The sequence below is a fragment of the Microbacterium sp. MYb62 genome, from assembly GCF_002979475.1.
Classification (GTDB): domain Bacteria; phylum Actinomycetota; class Actinomycetes; order Actinomycetales; family Microbacteriaceae; genus Microbacterium.
The window spans coordinates 195,107-219,126 of sequence record NZ_PCOY01000002.1 but is presented as its reverse complement, the minus strand read 5'-3'; the positions used below and the strand labels follow the sequence as shown (position 1 = coordinate 219,126).

24 protein-coding genes are annotated in these 24,020 nt (G+C 69.1%); 6 read left to right on the top strand and 18 right to left on the bottom strand.

The features are described from left to right. Positions 1-47 precede the first annotated feature (47 nt). The 13 genes from CQ042_RS03495 to CQ042_RS03435 form a co-directional block, all read right to left on the bottom strand. Positions 48-956, bottom strand: a complete 909-nt coding sequence (locus tag CQ042_RS03495) for a carbohydrate ABC transporter permease (protein ID WP_258132001.1) — start codon at positions 954-956, stop codon at positions 48-50. Beyond that, complete coding sequence (locus CQ042_RS03490; protein ID WP_105668832.1) at positions 953-1,894, bottom strand: carbohydrate ABC transporter permease; 942 nt, start codon at positions 1,892-1,894, stop codon at positions 953-955. Before CQ042_RS03490 ends, CQ042_RS03495 begins: the two co-directional genes overlap by 4 nt. Next, positions 1,891-2,913 carry a LacI family DNA-binding transcriptional regulator gene (locus tag CQ042_RS03485; RefSeq protein ID WP_105668831.1) on the bottom strand — a complete coding sequence of 341 codons (1,023 nt, stop codon included), beginning with the start codon at positions 2,911-2,913 and terminating at the stop codon, positions 1,891-1,893. The genes CQ042_RS03490 and CQ042_RS03485 overlap by 4 nt, the downstream gene beginning before the upstream one ends. A gap of 105 nt (positions 2,914-3,018) precedes the next feature. After that, a complete protein-coding gene (locus CQ042_RS03480; RefSeq protein WP_219844798.1) occupies positions 3,019-3,822 on the bottom strand; it encodes a CoA ester lyase in 804 nt (267 codons plus the stop codon). Further along, a complete protein-coding gene (locus CQ042_RS03475; protein WP_258132000.1) occupies positions 3,822-5,039 on the bottom strand; it encodes a CaiB/BaiF CoA-transferase family protein in 1,218 nt (405 codons plus the stop codon). The genes CQ042_RS03480 and CQ042_RS03475 overlap by 1 nt, the downstream gene beginning before the upstream one ends. 51 nt (positions 5,040-5,090) lie before the next feature. After that, positions 5,091-6,119, bottom strand: a complete 1,029-nt coding sequence (locus CQ042_RS03470) for an iron chelate uptake ABC transporter family permease subunit (protein WP_105668830.1) — start codon at positions 6,117-6,119, stop codon at positions 5,091-5,093. Next, the gene (locus CQ042_RS03465) at positions 6,116-7,147 is read right to left on the bottom strand and encodes an iron ABC transporter permease (RefSeq protein ID WP_105668829.1); all 1,032 of its coding nucleotides are present in this window, start codon (positions 7,145-7,147) and stop codon (positions 6,116-6,118) included. Before CQ042_RS03465 ends, CQ042_RS03470 begins: the two co-directional genes overlap by 4 nt. After that, entirely contained in the window at positions 7,144-8,184 is a 1,041-nt protein-coding gene (locus CQ042_RS03460; RefSeq protein ID WP_105668828.1) for an ABC transporter substrate-binding protein, read from the bottom strand. The genes CQ042_RS03465 and CQ042_RS03460 overlap by 4 nt, the downstream gene beginning before the upstream one ends. A 171-nt stretch (positions 8,185-8,355) precedes the next feature. Continuing rightward, the gene (locus CQ042_RS03455) at positions 8,356-9,195 is read right to left on the bottom strand and encodes an ABC transporter ATP-binding protein (protein WP_105668827.1); all 840 of its coding nucleotides are present in this window, start codon (positions 9,193-9,195) and stop codon (positions 8,356-8,358) included. Next, entirely contained in the window at positions 9,188-10,021 is an 834-nt protein-coding gene (locus CQ042_RS03450; protein ID WP_105668826.1) for an ABC transporter ATP-binding protein, read from the bottom strand. Before CQ042_RS03450 ends, CQ042_RS03455 begins: the two co-directional genes overlap by 8 nt. Beyond that, a complete protein-coding gene (locus CQ042_RS03445) occupies positions 10,018-10,929 on the bottom strand; it encodes an ABC transporter permease (protein WP_105668825.1) in 912 nt (303 codons plus the stop codon). The genes CQ042_RS03450 and CQ042_RS03445 overlap by 4 nt, the downstream gene beginning before the upstream one ends. Further along, positions 10,926-11,987 carry an ABC transporter permease gene (locus CQ042_RS03440; protein ID WP_105668824.1) on the bottom strand — a complete coding sequence of 354 codons (1,062 nt, stop codon included), beginning with the start codon at positions 11,985-11,987 and terminating at the stop codon, positions 10,926-10,928. The genes CQ042_RS03445 and CQ042_RS03440 overlap by 4 nt, the downstream gene beginning before the upstream one ends. Positions 11,988-11,998: 11 nt before the next feature. Continuing rightward, a complete protein-coding gene (locus tag CQ042_RS03435) occupies positions 11,999-13,585 on the bottom strand; it encodes an ABC transporter substrate-binding protein (protein WP_105668823.1) in 1,587 nt (528 codons plus the stop codon). A 150-nt stretch (positions 13,586-13,735) separates the two neighbouring features. On the opposite strand from CQ042_RS03435, the gene CQ042_RS03430 reads away from it, so the two are divergent. Further along, positions 13,736-14,323, top strand: coding sequence for an Lrp/AsnC family transcriptional regulator (locus CQ042_RS03430; protein WP_258131999.1), 588 nt, complete (start codon positions 13,736-13,738; stop codon positions 14,321-14,323). 10 nt (positions 14,324-14,333) lie between these two features. On the opposite strand, the gene CQ042_RS03425 is transcribed toward CQ042_RS03430, so the two are convergent. After that, on the bottom strand, positions 14,334-14,690 hold the full coding sequence (locus CQ042_RS03425) for a hypothetical protein (RefSeq protein ID WP_258131998.1): 357 nt from the start codon (positions 14,688-14,690) through the stop codon (positions 14,334-14,336). 128 nt (positions 14,691-14,818) lie between these two features. On the opposite strand from CQ042_RS03425, the gene CQ042_RS03420 reads away from it, so the two are divergent. Continuing rightward, the gene (locus CQ042_RS03420; protein WP_105668821.1) at positions 14,819-17,176 is read left to right on the top strand and encodes an arylsulfatase; all 2,358 of its coding nucleotides are present in this window, start codon (positions 14,819-14,821) and stop codon (positions 17,174-17,176) included. A 50-nt stretch (positions 17,177-17,226) separates the two neighbouring features. Here CQ042_RS03420 and CQ042_RS03415 read toward each other — a convergent pair whose 3' ends face one another. After that, positions 17,227-17,823: a GNAT family N-acetyltransferase gene (locus CQ042_RS03415; RefSeq protein ID WP_105668820.1), complete on the bottom strand. Its 597-nt coding sequence runs from the start codon at positions 17,821-17,823 to the stop codon at positions 17,227-17,229. Continuing rightward, entirely contained in the window at positions 17,820-18,833 is a 1,014-nt protein-coding gene (locus tag CQ042_RS03410) for a hypothetical protein (RefSeq protein ID WP_105668819.1), read from the bottom strand. The genes CQ042_RS03415 and CQ042_RS03410 overlap by 4 nt, the downstream gene beginning before the upstream one ends. Before the next feature lie 140 nt (positions 18,834-18,973). Between CQ042_RS03410 and CQ042_RS03405 the strand changes: the two genes are divergently transcribed. After that, entirely contained in the window at positions 18,974-19,942 is a 969-nt protein-coding gene (locus CQ042_RS03405) for a hypothetical protein (RefSeq protein ID WP_105668818.1), read from the top strand. Next, positions 19,939-21,048, top strand: coding sequence for a hypothetical protein (locus CQ042_RS03400; RefSeq protein ID WP_105668817.1), 1,110 nt, complete (start codon positions 19,939-19,941; stop codon positions 21,046-21,048). Before CQ042_RS03405 ends, CQ042_RS03400 begins: the two co-directional genes overlap by 4 nt. A 251-nt stretch (positions 21,049-21,299) precedes the next feature. On the opposite strand, the gene CQ042_RS03395 is transcribed toward CQ042_RS03400, so the two are convergent. Further along, positions 21,300-21,917 carry a TetR/AcrR family transcriptional regulator gene (locus CQ042_RS03395; protein ID WP_105668816.1) on the bottom strand — a complete coding sequence of 206 codons (618 nt, stop codon included), beginning with the start codon at positions 21,915-21,917 and terminating at the stop codon, positions 21,300-21,302. A gap of 76 nt (positions 21,918-21,993) precedes the next feature. On the opposite strand from CQ042_RS03395, the gene CQ042_RS03390 reads away from it, so the two are divergent. Then, on the top strand, positions 21,994-22,374 hold the full coding sequence (locus tag CQ042_RS03390; protein WP_105668815.1) for a DUF1761 domain-containing protein: 381 nt from the start codon (positions 21,994-21,996) through the stop codon (positions 22,372-22,374). Positions 22,375-22,393: 19 nt separating this feature from the next. After that, positions 22,394-22,681 (top strand): DUF1905 domain-containing protein, encoded by a 288-nt coding sequence (locus CQ042_RS03385; RefSeq protein ID WP_105668814.1) that lies wholly within the window; start codon positions 22,394-22,396, stop codon positions 22,679-22,681. A gap of 21 nt (positions 22,682-22,702) precedes the next feature. On the opposite strand, the gene CQ042_RS03380 is transcribed toward CQ042_RS03385, so the two are convergent. Next, a complete protein-coding gene (locus tag CQ042_RS03380; protein WP_105668813.1) occupies positions 22,703-24,016 on the bottom strand; it encodes a glycosyltransferase in 1,314 nt (437 codons plus the stop codon). Positions 24,017-24,020 lie beyond the last annotated feature (4 nt).

Sequence of the window (24,020 nt, the reverse complement as noted above, 5' to 3'; positions counted from 1 at the left end):
CATACCTCTTTCTGTCGGTGATGGGGAATTGCGGAAGTCTGCGGAGATCAGCCCTTGACGGCGCCGGAGAGCAGGCCCGTGGCGAGCCTCTTCTGCAGCAGGGTGAAGAACACGATGCTCGGGATGCTCGACAGCAGCGCACCGGCGGCCAGCGGCCCGACCGCGACCTTCCCCTCGCCGCCGACGAACGTGCTGAGGGCGATGGGGAGGGTGTAGTTCTCGGGGGACTGGAGCAGCACGAGCGCGAAGAAGAACTCGTTGTACGCGGAGACGAAGCTGAACATGGCGGTCGCGACGAGCCCCGGCATCAACAGCGGGAACACGACCCTCTGCAGCGTGCGCGCCTTGTTGGCGCCGTCGATCGACGCGGCCTCCTCGATGTCATAGGGGATCGCGGCGACGTATCCCTGCAGCATCCACAGCGAGAACGGCAGCGTGTACACGGAGTAGACGGCGACGAGTCCGAGCAGCGAATCGACGAGGCCGACCGAGCGGAGGATGAAGAACAGGGGGATGATGACGAGGATCACCGGGAAGATCTGGCTCACCAGGATGTACCCGACCCCGATCGAGCGGAGCTTGCCCTGGTATCGGGCCATGACGTATGCCCCGGGGATCGACAGCAGCGTGACGATGATCGTGGTCGCGATGGCGACGAGCAGGCTGTTGCCTGCCGCGCGCACGAGCCCCTGCCGCTCGAGCGCGACGACGAAGTTGTCGATCGTCGGCTGCAGCGGGAACAGGTTGACCGCGAGCGAGTTGATCTCGGCGGACGACTTGAACGCGGTCGAGATCAGCCACAGCAGGGGGAATCCGAGGAAGATCAGGAATCCGGCCAGAGCCAGGTACTGCAGGGCGCGCACGAGCGGCTTCTTCGAGCGCCGGTTCATCTTCGCGCGCTGCCTCTTCGTCGTGTTCTGCGTGACCAGTGTGCGGGTCTCCATGAGCCGGGTCATCGCGCGCTCCTCTCCGGCCGCAGCTGACGCCACAGGGCGATCACCAGGATCACGATGAGGAAGATCACGATGACGTCTCCCATCGCCGCGGCCCCGCCGGTGTTGCGGGACTTGAAGGCCTCGAGGTAGGTGAACAGCATCGGCAGCATCGTGCGACCACCCGGTCCGCCCTCGGTCATCACGTAGACGATGCCGAACGAATTGAAGTTCCAGATGAAGCTCAGGCTCGCGATCGAGAAGATCACCGGACGCAGTGCCGGAAGCGTGACGCTGACGAACCGGCGCCACGTGCTCGCCCCGTCGACCGCTGCGGCCTCGAGGAGTTCGCCGGGCACCTGCTGCAGACCCGCCAGGAGCACCACCGTGTTCTGCGGCATGCCCACCCAGACGCCGACGAGGATGACCGCGGGGAGTGCGAGGCCGAAGTCCCCCAGCCAGTTGATGTTCTCGGGACCGCCCAGCGATTCGATCAGCCAGTTCAGCGGACCGTTCGTCGGCGAGTAGATCATCTGCCACATCACGGCGACGACGACGGGCGGCATCGCCCACGGGATGAGCGCGAGCACTCGCGTGATGCCGCGGAAACGGAGATCCGTGTTCAGCAGCAGCGCGAGGCTGAGCCCGCCGACCAGCTGCAGGGCGGTCACGGTGACGGCCCAGATCATGCCGATCCCGAACGACTGCCAGAACTGCGTGTCGGAGCCGAGCTTGATGAAGTTCTCGAACCCGATGAACTGGGTCTCGTGATGGCGTGCCAGGCGCGAGTCGGTGAATGCGGTGGCGACGCCGATGAACAGAGGGATCACGCTGAGCGCGATGATCGGGATCAACGTCGGGATGACGAGGCCGATCGCCTCGTTGCGACGAGAACGCGCGAGGCCGCCGGGCTTGGGTGCACCGTTCCGCCCGGACGGGGGCTTCACTGCGGTGGCGCTCATGCGCTCTCCCCGATCGTCGAAGCCCGGACCACGAGCGTGGCCTCGACCGTTTCGCGTCTGGTCGGTCGCGACGGGTCGGCGAAGCGCTCGCTGAGCATCCGAGCGGCGATCCGCCCCCGTCGCTCGGACTGCAGGGAGACGGAGGTCAACGGAGGGCTGTAGAGCCCCGCGAGATCGGTGTCGTCGATCCCGGTCACGGCGATGTCCTCCGGAACGCGCAGCCCCTGGCGACGGATCGCGTTGATCGCACCGATCGCGATCAGATCGTTCGCGCAGACGATCGCATCGATCCGCTCACCGCTCTCGGCCGTCGCCGCGAGCAGGCGCTCCGCAGCATCCACGCCGGCGCCCACCGTGAAGTCGGCTGCGGTCACCTGGAGCGCCTCGGTGCGCGTCAGACCGTGTCGCTCGGCGGCCGCGGCGAATCCGGACCGGCGCGCCGCGCCCGGGTTCGTGTTACCGGGACCGTTGATCACGCCGATACCGGTGCGCCCGATCTCGACGAGGTGATCCACGACCATGCCGACGGCGACCGCCGAGTCGACGAAGACGCTGTCGATGCTGAGCTCGGAATGCAGCGTGCCGATGACGACGACCGGCACGACCGTGTCGGCGAGCGCCTGCCGCAGTGCCGGCGTCACCCGCAGCGGCGAGATGATGAGGCCGTCGCCGGCTCCCATGCTGAGCATGCGCACGAGCTCGACCGTCTGGTCGGGGCGGCGACCTGTCGCCGAGACGCTGATGCGCGTCGTCTCCCCCAGCTCCTCCTCGATCGCGCGGAGCATCTGCACGTAGTTCGGGTTGCCGATGTCGTCCACGGCGAAGACGACCTGCGGCCGACCGCCCAGACGCAGGGATCGGGCCGTGGCGTCGGGGAGGTAGCCGATGCGCTTCGCGGCCATGCGCACCTTGCGCACCATCTCCGGACTCGCGGATCGTCCGGTCAGAGCGCGCGATGCGGAGGCCAGCGAGACGCCGGCCGCCGCAGCGACCTCGTGCAGAGTCGGCTTCGTCCCCATGGTTCTCCTCGTCGAGCGGAAACGTTTCCACCGACAGATTTGGAAACGTTTCCAAATCGACGGTGGTCGGGCTCCAGGGAATCTAGGCGCACGCCCCGGTGGGTGTCAAGACCCCGGTTCGGCGGCGCGCAGGATCCGTTCCGCCCGGCCGCGCATCGCGGGGTCGACCATCTCGCCGGACGAGAGCGTCGCCACTCCCCCGCCCCGCAGCGCCGCGACCACCTCCCGCGCCCAGACGACGTCTTCCACGGCAGGAGCGAACACCTCGGCGATGACGGGCAGCTGGATCGGATGGGCCGCCATCCGACCGAAGAGCCCGAGAGCGGCCGCGCGGCGCGTGTCGTCGGCGAGTCCCTCGAGATCACGGAGCGCGGGATACACCGACGCCATCGGCGCCGGAAGTCCGGCGGCGCGCGCCGCGTACAGCATCGAGAGTCGCGCATGCGTGATCACCGGTTCTCCCCCGCCGACCTCGCTGCGCAGGTCGCTCTCGCCGAGTGCGAGGGCGACCACGGCGGGATGTTCGGCGATCGCGGGCGCGTTCACGACGCCCCTCGCCGATTCGAGCAGCGCGATGAGTGGTCGGCCGGGGGCGAGAGCCCCGACGCGGTCGAGGTCGACGACGCTCTCGACCTTCGGCAGACGGATGCCGATGTCAGGGGCGAGCGCGGAGACGGCCCGCAGATCCGCGTCATCGCCGGCATTGACGCGCACCTGTACCGCAGCCGTCCCCCTCCTGCCGTCGCGGAGCCAGTCGACCACGGCGTCGCGCGCCATCGACTTCGCCGTCGGCGCCACCGCATCCTCGAGGTCGAACACCACGAGGTCGGCGCCGCTCTCCTCGGCGGAGAGGAAACGATCCGGTCGGTCGCCCGGCACGTAGAGGCCCGTGCGGTGCAGAGCCGTCATCACACCGCTCCCCTCGCGCGGAGCTCGGCGATCTCGTCCACCGAGAATCCGAGATCCCGCAGCACGTCTTCGGTGTCGGCGCCGTGCCGTCTCCCCGCCCAGCGGATGGAACCCGGAGTGCGCGACAGTCGGAACAGCACGTTCTGCATCGCGACGTCGCCGAGTTCGTCGTCCGCCACCCGCACGACCGTGCCCAGCGCCCGGTACTGCGGGTCCTCGACGACTCCACGCACGTCGTAGACCGGGGCGATCGCCGCGGACGCCGCCTCGAACACGGCGACGACCTCGTCCGCGTCGTGGGCGCCGATCCACGACTGCACGGCGCCGTCGAGCTCATCGGCATGCAGCGCCCGCTCGTGGCCCGAGCGGAACCACGGCTCATCGATCAGGTCGGCGCGCCCGACCACCCTCATCACCCGCTCCGCGATCGACTGCGAACTCGTCGACACCGCCAGCCAGACGCCGTCCCGCGACCGGTAGACGTTCCGCGGAGCATTGTTGACCGAGCGGTTGCCGGTGCGGGGCTGCACCACCCCGAGCTGATCCCATGCGGTGATCTGGCCGCCCAGCAGCATCAGGATCGGCTCGATGATCGCCATGTCCACGACCTGCCCCCGACCGTCGCGCTCGGCACCGCGCAACGCCGCCATCACGGCGTACGCCGTGGCGAGAGCCGCGATCCCGTCGGCGAGTCCGAAAGGAGGGAGCGTGGGGGGCCCGTCCGGGTCTCCCGTGAGCGCGGCGAATCCGCTCATCGCCTCGGCGAGACTGCCGAACCCCGGGCGGGTGGAGTACGGGCCGACCTGCCCGAAAGCCGTCACCCTGGCCAGCACGAGGCGTGGATTCGCCTCCTGCAACCGCTCGGGAGAGAGCCCCCAGCGCTCGAGTGTGCCGGGACGGAAGTTCTCGATCATGACGTCGGCATCGGCCACGAGGCGCAGCAGCACCTCCGCCCCCGCGGGATCGCTCAGGTCGATCGTCACGGTGCGCTTGTTCCGGCCGAGTGTCTTCCACCAGAGGTTGACGCCGTCCTTCTGCGGGCCGTGTCCGCGAGAGGCGTCCGGCCGGGTCGGATGCTCGACCTTGATGACGTCCGCCCCGAAGTCACCGAGGAACGTCGCCGCCAGTGGGCCGGCGAACAGCGTGGAGACGTCGAGCACGCGCACCCCGTGGAGGGCTGCCGTTGGAACAGTTCTCAGATCTTCCCGGTCCGACACCGAGACATGATAGCCACAGCAGAGCCGGGACTCGACCCCTCCCTGCGCGGCTCAGTACCGGCGCCGCGCCGTCCGCACGACGAGGAAGATCAGGTACACCCCGCCGAGCACCAGCGTCACCACGCCGACGGGGAGCGCATGCCGGGGAACGAGATTCTGCCCGATGATGTCGGCGGCGGAGAGCAGCAGCGCCCCCGTCAACGCGGTCGCGACGAGGTGCCCCGTCCCGTGCTTCACGACGAGCCGGGCGAGGTGCGGGGCCGCGAGGGAGACGAACGCGATGGGTCCGATCACGGCCGTGACCACACCCGTCAGTCCGACCGCGATCGCCACGAGCCCTGCCTTCGTGGACCCCATGCGGCCGCCGAGGCTGGTCCCCAGGTCGTCGCCGAGCTCGATGAGCCACAGGCCGCGTCGAGCGAGGAGCAGCACGACGATCAGCACCGACACGACGAGCATCGGCAGTCCGGCCTGCTGCCACCCGACGCCGTTGAGCGAACCCGCACCCCAGATCGCGGCGGAGATGGCGACTTCGAGCCGCGCCCGCAACAGCATCCATGCGTTCAGGGCGGCGAGCACGGCGCTCACCCCGATGCCGACGATGACGATCCGGTATCCGAGGGCTCCCCGTCCGGTGACGAGCAGCGCCACCAGGGCGGCCGTGGCGAAGCCGCCGAGGATGGCCCCGATCGCGACGCTGAGACCGGATCCGCCACCCGTGGTCATCACGATCAGCGCGCCCGTGTAGGCACCCGTCGTGAGGCCGATCACGTCGGGGCTGCCGAGCGGATTGCGTGTGATGGTCTGGAAGACGGTGCCGGACAGCGCCAGCGCCGCGCCGAAGAACACCGCGGCGAGCGCCCGCGGCAACCGCCAGTCGACCACGACCATGCGCACGCCGCCCTGCGTCTCGAACAGGGCCTGGATGACGCGGATCGGCGAGAGCACGGTATCGCCGATCGACAGGCTCGCCAGGAACGAGACGAGCACCGCGGCACCGAGGATGCCCATCGCCCAGCGGCCGCGGCGCCCGAGAGGACGACGGGCGCGGCGGATGTCCGTGCGGGTCGGGGCGTTCACATCTGCACCGGATTCCTGCGACGGCCGATCCAGATCAGGAAGGGCGCCGCGATGAACGCCATCACGATCCCCACCGGCACCTCCTGCGGGGCGATGACGACCCGGCCGACGACGTCGCCGAGCACCACGACGATCGCCCCGATCACGGCGGAGAGCGGCACCACGGCCTTCTGCGAGGGCCCGACGACCCCCCGCGCGATGTGCGGGGCCGCGAGTCCGAGGAAGGCGACGGGGCCGGCCACCGCGGTGGCTGTGCCTGCCAGGAGCGTCACGGAGGCGACGGCACCCGTGCGGAGCACACCGATCCGCACGCCGAGCGCCGCGGCCGTGTCGTCACCGAGGGCGAGCAGGTCGAGGCTGCGGGTCAGGAGCTGCGCCAGCACGAGCCCGATCGCGATCGCCGGGCCGGCGACGAGGAGGATCGACAGGTCGCGCCCGGCGAGCGCCCCGGACTCCCAGCTGCGCATGTGCAGGAACGCGGTGGGATTGAGCAGCACGAGCGCGGTCGTGATGCCGCCGAGCACCGCGGCGAGCGCGACCCCCGAGAGCACCAGCGTCACCGGGCTCCCGCCACCGGCAGCGCCGAGCAGCACGACGGCGATCGTCGCGATGAGCGCGCCGACGAGCGCGAACGCCATGAGCTGCGGGAACGCGTTGATCCCGAGGGCCGCGACAGCGAGGGCGACCGCGACCGAGGCACCGGCGTTGACGCCGAGGATGCCGGGGTCGGCGAGGGCGTTGCGGGTGAGGCCCTGCATCACGGCGCCCGCAGCGCCGAGCGCGAGCCCGACGACGATGCCGAGCACCGTGCGCGGGATGCGAGACTCCCGCACCACCAGCTGCAGGTCGCTCCCGTCGAAGCGGGTGACCGCGTCGAGCACCGTGCCGAGGCCGACGAACTTGGTCCCCACGCTCAGCCCGACGGCGGTGGCCACGAGCAGGCCGAGCACCGAGAGCACGACGACGAGCGCGGTCCGCCCGGCGGAGAGCCGCTGCGGACCGCGCTTCGTGCGCTTGCCCTGCGTCACTCCGCCGTGCGGGCAGGCCCGTTCCCGGCGACGGCATCCGCGAGTGCAGGCACCAGAGCGTCGAGAACATAGGGGAGGCTGAGCGGCGAGGTGAAGTAGATCGCCCCGGCGGTGACGCCGTCGGTGTAGACGACGGACTTGTTCTTCATCGCGTCGATCGCGGTCACGAAGGCCTCGCCCTCGAGCGCGGTGATGTCATCATCCGATTCGGTGCCCCAGATCAGCACGTCGGCGGCGTTCAGCACATCGAGGTTCTCGACCGGGATGTACGCCTGTCCGCCCGAGGCGTCCTTCGGCGCGTAGGCGTCGATCTCGGAGGGGATCGTGAAGCCGAGGTCGGTGAGGAAGTCGGTGCTCAGACCATCCTGGTAGGCGATCGCCGCGCCGTCGTAGATCGCGTTCTGCAGGAAGACGATCGACTTCCCGGAGAACTCGGGGTTCGCGGCCGCCGCGTCGGCGAACTGCGCGTCGATGTCGTCGACGAGCTTCTGCGCCTCGTCCTTCATCCCCACGGCCTCGCCGATCTGGAGTGTCTGCACGTCCCACGGCTCGAAGTACATCGAGTAGTCGCCCGAATGCGCGACCGTGGGCGCGATGTCGGACAGGCGGTCGAAGTCCTCCTCGGTCAGCCCGGCGTTCGTGCCGATGATGAGGTCGGGGTCGAGCAGGGCGATGGCCTCGAAGTCCAGGCCGTCGCTCGTCGTGAGCACCTCGGGCTCGGAGTCGCCTCGCGCCTCGTCGGCCCAGGGCCAGGAGGCGAAGTCGTAGTCGCCGTACCAGTCGGTCACGCCCACGGGCTCGATGCCGAGCGCCCAGAGAGTGTCCTGCTCGGTGTAGCCGACCGAGACGATGCGCTGCGGCTGCTCGGAGATGGTGGTCTCGCCGTACGCGCGCTCGACCGTGACGGGGAAGGCGTCGGAGTCGCCGGCGGGGGCGGTGCCGGCGCCTTCGTCCGCGGGGGCGCAGGACGTCAGGGCGGCCGCGGTGAGGAGGCCGGCGAGGAGGGCGGTGACCGCCTTCGAGCGGGTGAGAGGCATGGGGGTACCGTTCCGTAGGCTAAGGGTTGCCTAAGCTTAGCCAGCACGAGCGGTCGGGACGCAAGCGAAAACGGAGACGATCCGGTCACGGAACGGCGCGTCGGGGCCCGACACACCGCAGGATGCTCGGATCGTCTCGGTTCTCGCACGGCGCTCGCGGGCCGGCGCGGCTCAGTACGTGACCGGCGGGATCTCCGCCCACACCGTGCGGTCGTCGACCGAGGGAGCGGCGGGGATGCGGCCGGCGCCGTCGGGCTCCGGGATCGCCGCCAGCAGCGCCTGGGTGTAGGGATGCTGCGGCGCAGCCCAGAGTTGATCCGTCGGACCCGACTCCAGCACACGTCCGCCGAACATCACGAAGGTGCGGTCGGCGATGCGTCGCACCACGGCGAGGTCGTGCGAGATGAACAGCATCCCCGCCCCCGACTCCGCCACGAGGTCGCGCATGAGGCCGGCGACGCTCGTCTGCGTCGAGGCGTCGAGGGCGGAGATCGGCTCATCGGCCACGAGCAGCGACGGCCGGGCGGCCAGGGCCCTGGCGATCGCGATGCGCTGCTTCTGCCCACCCGAGAACTGATGCGGGAAGCGGGTGCTCACGTTCGTCGGCAGACCCACGCGCTCGAGCCACTCGTCCACGGTCGAGCCGGCGGCGCCGCGCGCGCGGGCGGTCGCGATGCCGTCGGCGATCTGGTCGCCGACCCGGCGCCGCGGGTTCAGCGAGGTCGCCGGATCCTGGAAGACCATCTGGATGCCGGTGAGTGCGATCGACCGACGACGGATGCCGAGCGGCGACACCGGGGCGTCCCGGAACCGCACCGTTCCTGCGGCGGTCTTCTCGATTCCCACCACGGCACGGGCGAGGCTGGATTTCCCGCTGCCGGACTCGCCGACGAGGGCCACCGTCTCACCGGCGGCGACACTGATCGACACCCCGTTCACGGCGATCACCGGCGGGTTTCCCGGATAGCGCACGACCACGTCCTGCGCGTCGAGGACGGCGACCTCACTCATCTGCGGCCTGCCCTTCCGGTGCCTCGTCGATGCGCGAACCCGGCAGGGCCGCGAGCAGCATGCGCGTGTACTCGTGCTGAGGGTCGCGGAACAGCGTTTCGCGATCGGCGAGCTCCACGATCTTGCCGTCCTTCATGACTGCCACCTTGTCGGCGATCGCGCTCATCACGCCCAGGTCGTGCGTCACGAGGAGCACGGCGAGGTGGCGTTCGATCGCGAGGTCGCGCAGCAGCTGCAGGATCCCCGCCTGCACGGTGACGTCGAGCGCCGTGGTGGGCTCATCCGCCAGCAGCACCTCGGGGTCGCAGGCGAGGGCGCACGCGATCGCGATGCGCTGACGCTGTCCGCCCGAGAACTGGTGCGGGTAGCGCTTCAGCGCCTCCGCGGGGTTCGGCACCTGCACCGTCTCGAGCAGCTCGACCGCCCGCGCCCGTGCGGCGGCGCCCTTGAGGCCGAGGTGCACGCGCATGTGATCGGTGAGCTGGCGTCCGACGGGCAGCTGCGGGTGCAGCGAGGCCGACGGATCCTGGAACACCATCGCGATCCGCTTGCCGCGCACCCGATTGAGGGACCGACGGCGCAGCCCCACGAGCTCCTCGCCGCCGAGCAGGATCGATCCGCCGGTGCGCGCCTGTCGAGGCAGCAGCCCCAGCACCGCGAGCGAGGTGAGCGTCTTGCCGGAGCCGGATTCGCCCGCCAGACCGTGGATGCGCCCGGCCTCGAGTTCGAGAGAGACGCCCTTCACGAGCGGGCGCCCGATGTCGATCGTCAGGTCGCGGATGCTGAGCGTCGCGGACGGCGGCACGACGGCGTTCTGGACACTCATGCGGCCACCCCCGTCGCGGACGCCTTGTGCTCTGCGGCCTTCTCGTGCGTGATCTCGGCCGTCGGGTCGAGCACGTCGCGCATCGCGTCTCCGAGGAAGTTGAACGCCAGCACGACGGTCAGGATCGCGAGACCCGGGAAGACCCCGAGCCACCAGGCGTCGAAGTTCTGCATCGCTCCGGAGATCATCGAACCCCACTCGGCGGTCGGCGGCTGTGCACCCAGGCCGAGGAAGGAGAGCCCGGAGAGGAGCAGGATCGCCGCACCGATGTCGAGCGTCGCGAGCACCAGGACCGGGCCGGCGATGTTCGGGAGGATGTCGACGAACAGGGTCCGTGCGGGCGAGTGCCCGAGCAGGCGACCCGCGATCACGTAGTTCTGTCCGCGCAGGCCGAGCACGATGCTGCGCGTGACGCGGGAGTACTGCGGCCACGACACCACGATCGCCGCGATCACCGCGTTGAACAGCGACGGGCCGAGCGAGGCGGCGACGACCATCGCGAGGATCACGGTCGGGAACGCCATGAACAGGTCGGTGATGCGCATGAGCGCCTCGTCGACCCAGCCGCCGAAGTAGCCGGCGAGCGCGCCGATCAGCGTGCCGATGATCATGGCCGCGATCACGAGCATGAGGGCGAGCGGCAGGCTCACGGTGGCGCCGGTCATCAGGCGCGAGAAGATGTCGCGGCCGTTGCCGTCGGTCCCGAGGAACGTGTCGATCCCCGGCGGCTGCAGACGCGGCAGCACCTGCGCGTTCGGCGGGTACGGCACCCACCACTGCGCGGTGAAGGCCACGATGATCCAGGCGCCGGCGATCACGGTGCCGATGATGCCGAGCGGGGTGCGCCAGGCACGGGGCCAGCGGAAGCGGAAGCGCCCGGCCGGCGTGGCGGCGGCGATGCGGCTCATGCGATCCTCACTCTCGGGTCGAGCACGCCGTAGAGCAGGTCGACGATGAAGTTGATGAGGAGGTAGATGACGCCGACGACGAGACCGACGCCCATGATGCCGGGCAGATCGAGGTTCGCCGCCGAGTTGTAGGCGTAGGTGCCCAGCCCCGGCCAGGCGAACACCGACTCGACGAGCACCGTGCCGGAGAGCAGCGCTCCGAACGCGACACCGACCACCGTGAGGATCGGCAGCGAGGCGCCGCGCAGCACGTAGTCGAGGATCACGCGCATGGCCGGGAGACCCTTGGCCCTGGCTGCGCGCACGTAGTCGCTGCCGAGGACTTCGAGCACCGAGGTGCGGATGAAACGAGTCAGCAGACCGATGGTCACGAGTGAGAGCACCATGACCGGAAGAGCCAGGTGCGCGAGGGCGTCGAAGAACCCGACCGCATCGCCGTTCAGGAGATAGTCGACCGTGTAGAGCCCGGTCACACGCGGCGGTGGGGTGATCGACGGCGAGATGCGGCCGGAGCCCGGTGCGATGCGCAGCTCCAGGAAGAAGACGTAGAAGCTGACGAGGGCCAGCCAGAAGGTCGGCACGCTGAGTCCGACCAGCGTGACCACGCGGATGACCTGGTCGGTGACGAGCCCGCGGCGGTATGCGGCGAGGGTGCCGAGCACGATGCTGACCGCGAGGCTGACGATGATCGCGCCGATCGCGATCTCGATGGTCGCGGGAACCGCGGTGGCGAGGTCGCTGGTGACCGGGCGTCCGGTCACCAGCGACGTGCCGAGGTCTCCACGGAGCAGGTTCCCCATGTAGATGAAGTACTGCACGAACAGTGGTTGGTCGAGACCGTGCTCCTCGATGAACGCCTCACGCGTCACGGGGTTCTGCGACGCCCCCTCACCGAGTGCGGCCGAGACCGGGTCTCCCGGCACCAGGTTGGTGAGCGCGAACGTGACGATCGTCACGCCCACCAACAGGAGCAGGGAGGTGCCGGCCCGCCGCAGCAGGTATCCGATCAGAGGCGATCGGCGCCGCTGCGCCTGCCTCTGCACCGCCACTGTCGTCATGAGATGTCCGTTCAGCCGGCCGGCGTGATCTCGGCGATGTCCATCTCCCAGACGGAGTTGTACACCGCACCGGACACCGTGTCCGCAGACGAGATGTTGCGTCCGGGGACGATGAGCGGGACGAACGGACCCTCGGCCTGCATCGCCTCGGCGAACTCGGTGAAGGCGGCCGTGCGCTCATCGGCGTCGGTCGCGCTGGCGGCGTTGGCGGCGAGGGCTGCGATCTCCGGGTTGGCCTCGGTGGCCCATCCGGCACGGAGACCGACCTTCAGACCCGGGGCGAAGGGCAGGAAGTTCGCGGAGTCCGCGTAGTCCGGGCCCCAGAACCACAGGCCGAAGCCCTCCACGCCGTTGACGTATGCGTCGAGCTCTGTGGCGAACGGCGCGGGCGCCAGCTCGACCGTGATGCCGGCGTCTTCGAGCTGCGCCTGGACGCGTTCGGCGAGCGGGGTGAACTCCACGCCGCCGACCGGGTAGTCGTTGGGGAACTGCAGCTTCAGCGTCTGGCCCGTGTAGCCGGCGTCGGCGAGTGCCGCCTTGGCCTTGTCGAGGTCCTGCTCCACACCGCCGTCGAGGGCGCCCTCGAATCCGGGCGGGATGACGCCGGTCGCCTGCACCGCACCCGCACCGGCCAGCTCGAGCAGCGCGTCGTAGTCGAGGGCGTAGCGGATCGCCTCGGCGATCTTCACGTTCGCCAGGTCACCGGCGATCGGCTGGGACTGGTTCAGCAGCAGGAAGATGGTCTGCCCCGACGGGACCGAGTCGACCGTGATGCCGTCGCCGAGACCGGCGACCTGGTCGCCGTTGAGGTCCATCGCGACCATCGAGTCGCCGCCCTTGAGGTTGGCGAGCTGGGTGGCGCTCTCCGAGACGTTGCGCACGACGACGCGCTTGTAGGAAGACTCCTCGTCGCCGTTGTACTCGTCGTTCTTGGTCAGCACGACCTGCGAGCTGAGATCGAGGGTGTCGAGCACGAAGGGGCCGGATCCGGCCGACGCGCCGTCCAGGTACTTCTGCGCCACGTCGGTGCCGTCGATCGTGCCGCCGTTCTCGATCACCACATCGGCGTTGACGATGCCGAGCGCAGGGTTCGCGAGGATCGCGGGCAGCTGCAGCAGCGGGGTCTCGGAGGTGAACCGGATCGTCTTCTCATCGACCTCGGTGACGGTGAGGCCGCCGAGGAGGAAGTTCGGCTTCGCATCGGTCATCCCCTGGATGCGCTGCATCGAGAACACGACGTCCTTCGCCTCGATCGGCGAGCCGTCGGAGAAGACGCGGTCGCCCTCGAGCGTGAAGGTGAACTCGGTGGCCTCGTCGTTCTGCTCCCACGAGGCGAGACCGGGGACGGGAGTCGAGACATCGGAGCCCTCGAAATCGACGAGGGTCTCGTAGAGCGCCTTCGCGATCATGTTGCCGGTCGGGTCGTAGGTGTGACCCGGGTCGGTGGTCTCGATCGAGAACGCGGTGTCGATGACGAGCGAGTCGGCGCTGGAGGACTGCTCGCCGTTGTTGGCGGAATTCCCTCCCGAGCAACCCGCGAGCGCCAGGAGCGCGACGGCTCCGAACGCGATGACCGGCGTGATTCGGCGTGACGACATGAGGGCCTCCAAGGGCGAGGAGTACATTCGGGTGAGCCGCCACCGATGTGGACGACCGTGGATCAGATTCGCATCATATGCGACGATGTGTCCAGCGAGTGCGGGTCGCATCGACACGCTCTGTCCAGAACCTCGCCTGTCAGGAGCAATATGTCCAGCAACGATGCGGAACCGTCGAAGCATTCTGGACGAAGTGCCGCCCCGGTGGACGAGACGGCGTACAGAATCCTCGAAGTGCTGCGTGATAACGGTCGCGTCTCGATCGCCGCCCTCGCCGACAAGGTCGGGATCTCCCGGGCCAACGCCTACACGCGGGTCGAGTCCTTGGTGCACGACGGTGTGATCACGGGGTTCAGCGCGCGAGTCGACCAGGCGAAGGCCGGACTCTCGATCGGCGCGCTCGTGTTCGTCACCGTGATGCCGCAGGCCTGGGCGTCGTTCCGCGAACGCGTGCTGGAGATGCCCGACGTCGAGTGGTGCGCCATCACGACGGGCGAGCACGACGCGATGCTGCTGATCCGCGCCGTCGACGTCAGCGGCGTGCACGAGTTCTCCACCGGCGTGATCGCGCAGCTGCCGGAGGTGCGCACGGTGGTGAGCGTCGTCGTGCTCGACGAGGTGATCCGCCGCCCCTACCTGCTGCCGGGCGATCTGCCGGAGCGCAGCACCGAGACTCCGCTCGGGATGACGCGCTGGACACCCGCCTCCCCGGGGCGGGACATGCTGCCGCCGCGCTGAGGGGCCGAGCTCAGGCCGAGATCTCCTCGCACACGCTGAGCTGCGGGAGACCGTGCATCTCGTAGTGCTCCACCAGGCGGATGCCGCCGTCATCGGTCAGCTCCAGCTCGCTCTCGCCATCACCGGTCACGACGGTGCCGTCGGCCTTGAGCACGTGCACGAACGACACCCAGATCGTGTCACCCGTGCGCGTGCCGACGAACTTGCCGAAGGTGACGGTGTCGCCCTCGTACCCGCCCCAGATCGCGCCATCGCGCTCGAAGTACTCGAAGATGCTCGGTGCGTCGGGGTCGACCGCAGACGTCGTGGACGAGACCATCCGGAAGCGGCGGCCGTCGAGGGAGGGAAGGGTTGCTGTCGCAGTCACACCCTCGATTATGCCGGTCGAAAGTCACCCGCAAAGTCACCCGTGGAGTCGGGTGACAGGCCGAACCGCCCTGCCTAGGCTGGGCGCAGAGCGGGCCGGACGGCTCGACGAGAGCCGTAGGAGTGCGCATGTCCGAACCCCAGCGTTCCAGTCTTCCGATCCCCGATCTGGCCTACACGGGCACGGTCACATACGACGCGACCGACCCGGACACGTCCTTCCCGCCCATCACCCCGGTCCGCCCGCCCGAGGGCGCCCCCAACGTCCTGGTCGTCCTCATCGACGACACCGGATTCGGCGCCTCCAGTGCCTTCGGCGGCCCCGTGCAGACCCCCCACTTCGAGCGCGTCGCAGCCGCCGGGTTGAAATACACCCGCTTCCACACCACAGCCCTGTGCTCGCCGACCAGGGCGGCCCTGCTCAGCGGACGCAACCACCACACGGTGGGCATGGGCGGCATCACCGAGATCGCCACGTCGGCGCCCGGCTACAGCTCGCTGCGACCCAACAGCTGCGCACCCCTCGCCGAGACCCTCAAGCTCAATGGCTACAACACCTCGCAGTTCGGCAAGTGCCATGAGGTGCCGGTGTGGCAGGCCAGCGCGATCGGCCCGTTCGACGGGTGGCCCACTCCGGGCAACGGCTTCGAGTACTTCTACGGCTTCATCGGCGGCGAGACCAACCAGTGGTACCCGGCGATCTACGAGAACACGACGCCGGTCGAGCCATGGGGAACGCCGGAAGACGGCTATCACTTCATGGGCGACATGACCGACAAGGCGATCGCCTGGGCTCGGGAGCAGAAGTCGCTGGCCCCCGAGGTGCCGTTCTTCACCTACTTCGCACCCGGTGCCACGCATGCGCCGCATCACGTGCCCGCCGAGTGGGCAGACAAATACAAGGGCAAGTTCGATCAGGGGTGGGACGAGCTCCGCAAGGAGACCTTCGCCCGCCAGCTCGACCTCGGTGTCATCCCCGCTGACGCCGTGCTCACCGAGCGCAGCGCCGGCATCCCCGCGTGGGACGAGATGAGCGACCTGATCAAGCCCGCCCTGGCACGGCAGATGGAGGTGTACGCCGGTTTCCTCGAGTACGCCGACCACCACGTCGGACGCCTGCTCGACGCGTACGAAGAGCTGGGCATTCTCGACGACACCCTCGTCTACGTGATCATCGGCGACAACGGTGCGAGCGCGGAGGGGTCGATGCACGGCACGACCAACGAGGGCTTCACGATCAACCACATGAACGAGATCGAGACCGAGCAGTACGTGGCCGACCACATCGACGACATCGGAACGCCGAGCTCCTACAACCACTACGCGGTCGGCTGGGCGCATGCGATGGACACTCCGTACCAGTGGACCAAGCAGGTCGCCAGCCACTGGGGCGGCACCCGAAACGGCACGATCGTCAGCTGGCCGAACGGTGGCGTCGAGCGGGGCGGCATCCGCAACCAGTTCAGTCACGTGATCGACGTCGCCCCGACCGTGCTCACCGCGGCAGGCATCCCCGAACCGACGACCGTCAACGGTGTGACCCAGCGTCCCTACGAGGGGACGCCGATGAACTACACGTTCGCGGACGACAGCGCCGACGCTGCGGAGCAGCACGAGACGCAGTACTTCGAGATGCTCGGCAACCGCGCGATCTACCACAAGGGGTGGACCGCGGTCGCGAAGCACAAGGACCCCTGGACAGGCTCTTCGCACGGTCTCGACGACGACGTGTGGGAGCTCTACAACGTCGAGGAGGACTGGACGCAGTCGAACGACCTCGCGGCCGCCGAACCCGAACGGCTCGCGCACCTGCAGCGGCTCTTCCTCATCCAGGCCGCGCGCTTCAACGTGCTTCCGCTCGACATCCGCTCCGCCGAGCGGATGAACCCCGACATCGCCGGCCGGCCGCAACTCGTCGTCAGCGACTCGCAGAAGTTCTACCCGGGCATGAAGCGGATGAGCGAGAACACGACGATCAACATCAAGAACAAGTCGTGGACGGTCACGGCGCAGGTCTCGGTGCCGGATGCCGGCGCGGAGGGCGTGCTCATCGCCCAGGGCGGTGCCTACGGTGGCTGGTCGTTCTACGCGAAGGACGGCGCCCTCGCCTTCGCCTACAACCTGCTCGGCATCGACGTCGACATCATCCGCTCCGACAGTCCGGTTCCGGCCGGTGCGCAGGAGCTCCGCGCCCACTTCGCCTACGACGGGGGCGGTCTCGCCAAGGGCGGCACCGTGACGCTCTTCGCCGGCCAGGAGAAGATCGGCGAGGGTCGCGTCGGGAAGACGATCCCGTTCCAGTTCACGTTCGACGAGACGGTCGATGTCGGCAGCGACCTGGCCTCGCCGGTCTCCCCCGACTATCGGGCCACGGGGAACGGCTTCACCGGAAGCATCGAGTGGGTGCGCATCGATCTCGGCGACGACGATCACTCGCACCTGATCGACGACGAGCACAAGCTCGCCGTCGCGATGCTCAAGCAGTAGCCGGGCACGACGGAAGGGGGAGGGTGATCACCGATCACCCTCCCCCTCTGTCAGGACGCTCCGCGTTCCCGCCACTCGTCTTCGAGGAGGGCGTAGACCAGCAGTGTCGTCCATTCCCCCTTGAACCAGCTGCTCTCGACCAGACGCGCCTCACGGCGGAACCCGAGCCGTTCGACGACCCCCGCTGATGCCGTGTTCCGCTCATCGATCCGTGCGACGATCCGGTGCAACCCCAGTCCTTCGAAGCCGAGGGCGAGGAGCGCCTCGACGGCCTCGGTCGCATAGCCTCGGCCCCCTGCGCGCGGGTCGAGGATGTACCCGACCTCGCCGGATCGGTCGTTCTCCCCGCGCCAGAACAGCACCACGTCGCCGAGGAGCGCGCCCGTCGCGCGCTCCTCGACGGCCAGGGAGACGGCGTCGCCCTCCTTCGCGAACCGGGTGTTCGACCAGGTGGTGGCGATGCGCTGTTCGACGTCCGCGAGCTCCAGCGGCGCGTAGGGCACGTACCGCACGGCATCCGGATCCGACTTGTACACGTGCATCGGTGCGGCATCGGCCGCGGTGAGGGGACGCAGGATCAGCCGTTCGGTGCCGATCGGATACTCGGGCACATGACCGGTCGCGGTCGGCCCCGTCGCCGTGCTCACTCGAGGTCGAGGGAGAGGAGGCCGGGGAGGTGGGCAGTCCTGGCGCGCACGGCGAGGAGGAGGTCGCCGTAGTCGGGGGTGATCTCGACTCGGGACGAGGACAGCAGATGCATGGTGGCCTTTCCGCCGATCCGCTCGATGCGGAGGCGTGTGACAGGGTAGGCGGGCGGGGTCAGCCAGATGCGGCTGAGCTGCGTGTACGGGTTGTCGACGCCGTCGATGCGGATGCCGTGGGTGTCGATGGATACCTGGGCGGGGATCGACCGGACGAGTCGACGACGCTGCACCGCTCCGATCCCGAATCCGATGGCGGCGAGTGCGGCGAACGGTGCGAGCAGGACGAGCGCCGAGAGCTCGCTGTCGACGAATCCGGGCACCGCGACGAGCAGGCCGACGCCGACGGCGATGACGAGGAACGCGACGGCGGCGAACGTGATCCGCGTCGCGAGTCGCCGCTCGCCTGCGGCGTCGATCGTGAACAGCGTCGGCAACTGCGATCCCGCGCGCGCGGCGGCGACCGGATCGTCGAACACCGGCTGCGCGATCGGGTTGAGCGTCGCCATGAGCTCGTTGAACATCGACCTCGTGTAGCCGGGCAGCTCGATGGTGATCTCGCGGTCGCCGCTGTGCACGATCAGCGCGCGTGTCGTGCCGCTGGGGAGCCCGTTGGTGCGGTGCTCGGTGATCTTCGAGCGGAAGGCGGTCGCGGCACGGGAGAAGGTCTCGCGGCTGCCCGCCTTCCCGATCTCGACCGCGTCGGGTCGCACGACGATCCGGATGTTGCGGAACCAGAAGAATCCGGCGAACACCGCCACGGTCAGCGCGATCGCGACGACGAGCACCAGCATCCCGCGGGTCGAGATGTTCTCGGTGCGTGGCAGGAACTTCGGAAGCAGGAAGAGCGTGGCGGCCGAGAGCACCACCGAGAGCACGATCGCCCCGAGGGTCGAGCGGACGGGATTCCGGCGGAAGACCCGCTCGCCGGACACGGCTTCGGCCTGATTCAGCATTCGAACTCTCCCCCAAGACGGTCGGCTCGCGCGACGCGACTCCTACCGTAGTGCCCACTCCCGGATGGGAACAGCGTCGGATCGGCTCATCGAGCGATCGATCCGGGGCCTCTCATCCATGCCCCGGGTAGCGTGGTCGCATGGAGTGGATGGCTGACCCGTCGGCGGGCGCATGGCTGCGTGAGCGGCTCGACCCGGAGGTCGAGACGATGAACGTCGTGGTTCCGCGCGGATTTCCCGCCTATGCCCGCGTCTTCCATCCCGCGATCGTCCGCTCCCTGCCGGATCGTGCGATTCCGACATCCGACGAGATGGTTCGACTGTCGGAGCGCGAGCAGCGCGCGCTGGCCGAGCGCTTCGTCGATGAACCCGCCACGTGGCAGCAGACGGCCGCGGCGTTCGGCACGGTATTGCATCCGCTCGCGCAGTGGCAGCGGATCGTGCGCACCCCGGAAGACGGCGACTGGCGCACGCGGATCGCCCCGGACGGCCGCGAGTTCACCGCCCCGCTGGAGGGCGAGCTCGAGCCGGAGGTCCTGGCGACGATCGCCGCGCACCTGGCGGAGCACACCCAGACCCCGGACGACGGTTTCGCAGCGCTCTGGGAGGGCTGGGGCGGGCTGACCGGCTTCTTCGGAGAGACGCCGTCGCGTGCCTTCCCGACCTTCTCGGACGACCCGAACCATCAGGCGATGCTCGACCGCAGCACTCGCGATCCGTTCAACAACGTCTTCCGCAAGCCCACCTGGCAGGAGGGCATCCTCTCGCGGGAGATCTCCGAAGGGGCGAGGCTGCATCTGCCCCAGCGGGATCACGTGCTGTTCGCCGCGTCACCGCGGGATTTCGCCGACCCGGACTGGATCCTGCGCGTCCCCTGGCGCGATCGCGCCGCCGAGGAGCGCGGCTTCCCGCCGTCGGCCCAGGGCCCGAGCATCCTCTGGCCGGAGGATCACGCGTGGGTGATGGTGACCGAGGTCGACTTCGATTCGACGGTCGTGGCGGGTTCGCCGGAACTGATCGCGGAGATCTGCGCCGACGACCGTCTGGAGGCGCTCCCGATCGTGGAGGGTTCCGACCTCACCTGGGACGCCGATGCGGTGAACCGGTGACGTCACCGCATCCCGCCTTCGACCCCCGGCCGCTCACCGACCCGGTCGACGGTGCAGCCGTGCGTGCGTTCGCGGCGGAGCTGCGGTCCCGGCAGACGGCCGGAGTCTCGGCATCCACCGTCATCGGCATCGTCGCCGTGGCGATCGCGACCGTGGTGATGGTGCCCGTCCTCGTGAGCGTGATCCTGAGTCTCGCGTCGTTCGGAGGATCCCCCGCCACCGCGGCGATCCCTCTGGTGCTGATCGCCCTCCTCCTCGCCGCGGTGGGTGTGATGATCTGGCTGAGCGTGCGCAACGCCCAGGCCACGCGCTATCGGCTGCACCGGTTCGCCCAGGCGAACGGGATGTCGTACGAGGCGAAGGTCGCAGACCCTCCCCTTCCCGGCATGATCTTCCGTCTCGGACGCTCCCGTCAGTCGACGGACCTGATCCGCGGCACGCGGCCCCGCTTCGTCGAGTTCGGCAACTACCAGTACACGGTGCAGTCGGGGAAGAACTCCACGACCTACCGCTGGGGGTACGTGGCCGTGAAGCTCGACGTGCCGCTGCCGAACATCGTGCTCGACGCGAAGGGCAACAACGGCTTCGGGTCGAACCTGCCGGCGTCGTTCCAGAAGGCGCAGCGCCTCTCGCTCGAGGGCGACTTCGATCAGCATTTCACTCTGTACTGTCCGACCAGCTACGAACGCGACGCCCTCTACCTGTTCACCCCCGACATCATGGCGCGGTTCATCGACAGCGCCGCGCAGCTCGACGTCGAGATCGTCGACGACTGGCTGTTCCTGTACACGCAGCGGAAGGTCTCGACCCTCGACCCCGCGACCTGGGCGTGGCTGTTCGGGACGGTCGGCGCGCTCCTGACGAAGGTCGATCAGTGGTCTCGGTGGCGCGACGAGCGTCTGGTCTCCGAGAACGCGGCTGCCGCGGCATCCCTGGCGGGCCCGGGGCCGGATCGGACGCTGCCGTTCGCTCCCCCGGTGGGAGTGCTCACCCCGCCTCCGGGGGTCGCGTCACAGGGGCGGCGTCTGAAGCGCGGGGGAACGTGGTGGCCGATCATCGTCGTGATCGGTTTCGTCGCGTTCTGGTTCCTGAGCAGACTGCACTGAGAAGAGCGCTCCGAGCAGACCGCTCCGAGGGGAGTCCGAGTGTGGGGGTGGGTGTCGGCTGGGGACCGAACTCCCACCCCATCCCCCCTCGGGATCGAAAGAAGATCGACTCTCCCTCCGCTGACGGCTGAGCCGCCCCGCCCGCGGTCAGCTGGGGACTGACACTGCTGGGCGTATACCGGAATGGTATACCGGACAGGGTTGCAACGCATTGCATCCATGCACCGGAATGCGCTTTCTTTCCCCGGGATTCAGCGGCGGAGGTACCCGGCCAGGAAGAGGTCGACGGCCCGGTCCACGGGAGGCGCAACCCTCTCGACGCCCAGGAGGCCGGCGTTCAGGGGCGCTCCCACCACCAACCAGGTGAACTCACTCGCGAGCGCATCCGCATCGTCGACGCGCAGGCCGTGCGCCTCTGCCAGTTGCACCATCGCCTCGGCCAGATCGTGGATGTTCGTGTCCCAGCTCTGGGCCAGGTAGTCGCGTGCCACCTGAGGCTGCGCGGCGGCTTCGGCGATCACCAGACGGCGCATCGCGATCACCGGAGCGCTGAGCATGCCGGCCCTCAGCGTCTCACCGAGTGCGATGAGCCCCTTCCTCAGGTCGCGGCTCGCCTTCAGCTCCACGAGAGCCGGGCGCATGGCGCCTCGGCCGGCGATGGCCCACTGCCCCACGACGGCGGCATACAGCGCCGACTTGGAGGCGTGCTCCCGGTAGAGCGAGGCCTTGGAGATGCGAGCGCGTCTCGCCACCTCGTCCATCGACGTCCCCGCATACCCGTACTCGAGGAACACCTCGCGAGCGGTGTCCAGCAGGGCGTCACCCGTGCGACCGGCCGGGCGTCCTGGCGTTCGAGGCGTCGCGGTCATGTTCTCGAGTTTAGTACTTGACAGTTCCCCGAAGTCCTCCTACATTGAGTACCAGTAAGTACTAAAGGAGGCGGACATGATCATCCTCGCAATCGTCCTCGCCACGGTGGTGTCGTTCATCGCGAGTGCCGCCCTGTACGCCGTGCCGCCGGTCTCGGCTCTCATCGCGCGGACGAGCACGCCCCGTCCCGGCCTCCCCGTGCTCGCGCAGATGGCGTCCGTCGTGCTGCGCAGCCTCATCGTCTCGTGTCTCGTCGCGGGACTGATGGCCGCAGCCGGATGGCACGGAGCCGGCACCGGGTCCCTCCTCGGCCTGGCTCTGTGCACCCTCCCCTTCGTCCTGCTCATGGGCGGCGTCGTGCACGAGAACACCGCACTGTCGGCCGCGGCCATCCACCTGCTCGACTGGGTCCTCAAGCTCACCATCATCGGCGCGATCGTCGGATCGTTCGTCTGACACGAGAACGGAGAGAGACATGCACACACCCACCCCCCTCGACATCACGTTCACGGCCACCCTCGGCAAGGTCCGCGATGGCGACACCTGGACCTGCGTTCAGCTCGACGACTCCGCGACGATCTTCGGCACACGCGGACTGGTCAAGGTGGCCGGCACGGTCGACGGCGAGCCGTTCCGCGGCGCATTCATGGCCCTCGGCGACGGCACGCACAAGCTGCCCGTCGCCGCCGCCATCCGCACGCGCATCGGCAAGACCGATGGCGACGAGGTGACCGTGCATCTCACCGAGCGTCTCAACGGCTGAGGCGTCGGCGGCGCATGCGCGTCAGCTTCGAACGTCGCGACCGGCGCGTTCCATCCGGTCCGCGAACCCATCGAGCACACTCCCGAGCGATCGCCAGGCGTCGGCCTCGCGCATCGCCGCGCCGAGCCGTTCGGCATTCACCCGGAACGACGGATTCGTCAGCACCCGGTCGACGGCGCGTGCGACCTGCGCCGCGCCCGCGGTGCTCGTGCGCAGATTCACACCCGCACCCGACCATCCCACCCGCGCGCACACCTCGACCTTGTCCTCCGTCTGACCGGCGACCACGAGCGGGATCCCGTGCGCGAGGGCCTGCTGCACGCCCCCGTATCCACCGTTGGTGACCAGGACATCGACCCGCGGGAGCAGACGATCGTACGGAAGGTACTCGGCGACGCGCACGTTCGCCGGCAGCTTCCCCGCCAGGGCATCGACGGGTCGCCCACCGGTCGAGACCACGACCAGAGCATCGGATGCCGCGAGTGCCGCGATCGTGGGCAGCACGAGCTGCCCGAAGTCGGAGTTCGCGATGGTCCCCTGCGTGACGTGCACGACGGGCCGGGAGCCGTCGAGATCCGCCCACCAGACCGGCAGTGCGGGGTCGGAAGGCGTGGGTGGCAGCGGTCCCGCGAAGTGCACCGACGCGGGAAGATCGGCACGCGGATACTCGAATTCGGGCACCGTGAACTGCACGTAGGCGTCGGCACGGCCGGCCCAGTCGAGGACGAACCCGCCGAGATCGCGTCCGACCTCGCGTCGTGCCATCGCGTCGGCCTCCTTCTGGACGCCTCCGAAGATCGCCCGTTCGGCGACGGTGCGCAGGAACGCGTTGCGCACGCGTCCGATCGGACCCGGCAGCGGCGTGACCCCGAGTCCGAAGGGCGCGGTGTCCCTGCTGCGGGCACCGAGCGGGAAGATGCCGAGCACGACGACGGGCGGTCGCTCGCTCTCCGGCAGCAGCTGCAGGAGGGCGCCGCCGACGAAGAGAGGTTCGGTGAGGACGGCATCGACGGGATGGGCACCCAGCTCGGCCCGGACGGCAGCGAGCTGCGAGGCCCCCGGTCGCACGAAGAGGGTGCTCATGTCGAAGCGCAGGGCGGCGGGCCCGGTGAGCCCCACCCGCTCGGGGAACGCCCCGTCGGCGTCGTCGAGGTCGATGTCCGCGTCGAGAGGAAGAGCGACGAAGCGCGCGCCCGCCGCCTCCACCCGATCGGCGTAGCGACTGCTCGTGAGGAAGCTCACGACGTGCCCGCGGGAGATGAGGTGACGAGCGATCTGCAGCAACGGCACGACGTGGCCGTGTGCGGGCGTGCAGGTGATGAGGTAGCTGGACATGGCG

What these genes read in the sequence shown, in the direction of transcription:
- CQ042_RS03495 (WP_258132001.1), bottom strand. Translation starts at nt 956, where the DNA reads ATGACCCGGCTCATGGAGACCCGCACACTGGTCACGCAGAACACGACG.
- CQ042_RS03490 (WP_105668832.1), bottom strand. Translation starts at nt 1,894, where the DNA reads ATGAGCGCCACCGCAGTGAAGCCCCCGTCCGGGCGGAACGGTGCACCC.
- CQ042_RS03485 (WP_105668831.1), bottom strand. Translation starts at nt 2,913, where the DNA reads ATGGGGACGAAGCCGACTCTGCACGAGGTCGCTGCGGCGGCCGGCGTC.
- CQ042_RS03480 (WP_219844798.1), bottom strand. Translation starts at nt 3,822, where the DNA reads ATGACGGCTCTGCACCGCACGGGCCTCTACGTGCCGGGCGACCGACCG.
- CQ042_RS03460 (WP_105668828.1), bottom strand. Translation starts at nt 8,184, where the DNA reads ATGCCTCTCACCCGCTCGAAGGCGGTCACCGCCCTCCTCGCCGGCCTC.
- CQ042_RS03455 (WP_105668827.1), bottom strand. Translation starts at nt 9,195, where the DNA reads ATGAGTGAGGTCGCCGTCCTCGACGCGCAGGACGTGGTCGTGCGCTAT.
- CQ042_RS03450 (WP_105668826.1), bottom strand. Translation starts at nt 10,021, where the DNA reads ATGAGTGTCCAGAACGCCGTCGTGCCGCCGTCCGCGACGCTCAGCATC.
- CQ042_RS03445 (WP_105668825.1), bottom strand. Translation starts at nt 10,929, where the DNA reads ATGAGCCGCATCGCCGCCGCCACGCCGGCCGGGCGCTTCCGCTTCCGC.
- CQ042_RS03440 (WP_105668824.1), bottom strand. Translation starts at nt 11,987, where the DNA reads ATGACGACAGTGGCGGTGCAGAGGCAGGCGCAGCGGCGCCGATCGCCT.
- CQ042_RS03435 (WP_105668823.1), bottom strand. Translation starts at nt 13,585, where the DNA reads ATGTCGTCACGCCGAATCACGCCGGTCATCGCGTTCGGAGCCGTCGCG.
- CQ042_RS03430 (WP_258131999.1), top strand. Translation starts at nt 13,736, where the DNA reads ATGTCCAGCAACGATGCGGAACCGTCGAAGCATTCTGGACGAAGTGCC.
- CQ042_RS03420 (WP_105668821.1), top strand. Translation starts at nt 14,819, where the DNA reads ATGTCCGAACCCCAGCGTTCCAGTCTTCCGATCCCCGATCTGGCCTAC.
- CQ042_RS03410 (WP_105668819.1), bottom strand. Translation starts at nt 18,833, where the DNA reads ATGCTGAATCAGGCCGAAGCCGTGTCCGGCGAGCGGGTCTTCCGCCGG.
- CQ042_RS03405 (WP_105668818.1), top strand. Translation starts at nt 18,974, where the DNA reads ATGGAGTGGATGGCTGACCCGTCGGCGGGCGCATGGCTGCGTGAGCGG.
- CQ042_RS03395 (WP_105668816.1), bottom strand. Translation starts at nt 21,917, where the DNA reads ATGACCGCGACGCCTCGAACGCCAGGACGCCCGGCCGGTCGCACGGGT.
- CQ042_RS03390 (WP_105668815.1), top strand. Translation starts at nt 21,994, where the DNA reads ATGATCATCCTCGCAATCGTCCTCGCCACGGTGGTGTCGTTCATCGCG.
- CQ042_RS03385 (WP_105668814.1), top strand. Translation starts at nt 22,394, where the DNA reads ATGCACACACCCACCCCCCTCGACATCACGTTCACGGCCACCCTCGGC.
- CQ042_RS03380 (WP_105668813.1), bottom strand. Translation starts at nt 24,016, where the DNA reads ATGTCCAGCTACCTCATCACCTGCACGCCCGCACACGGCCACGTCGTG.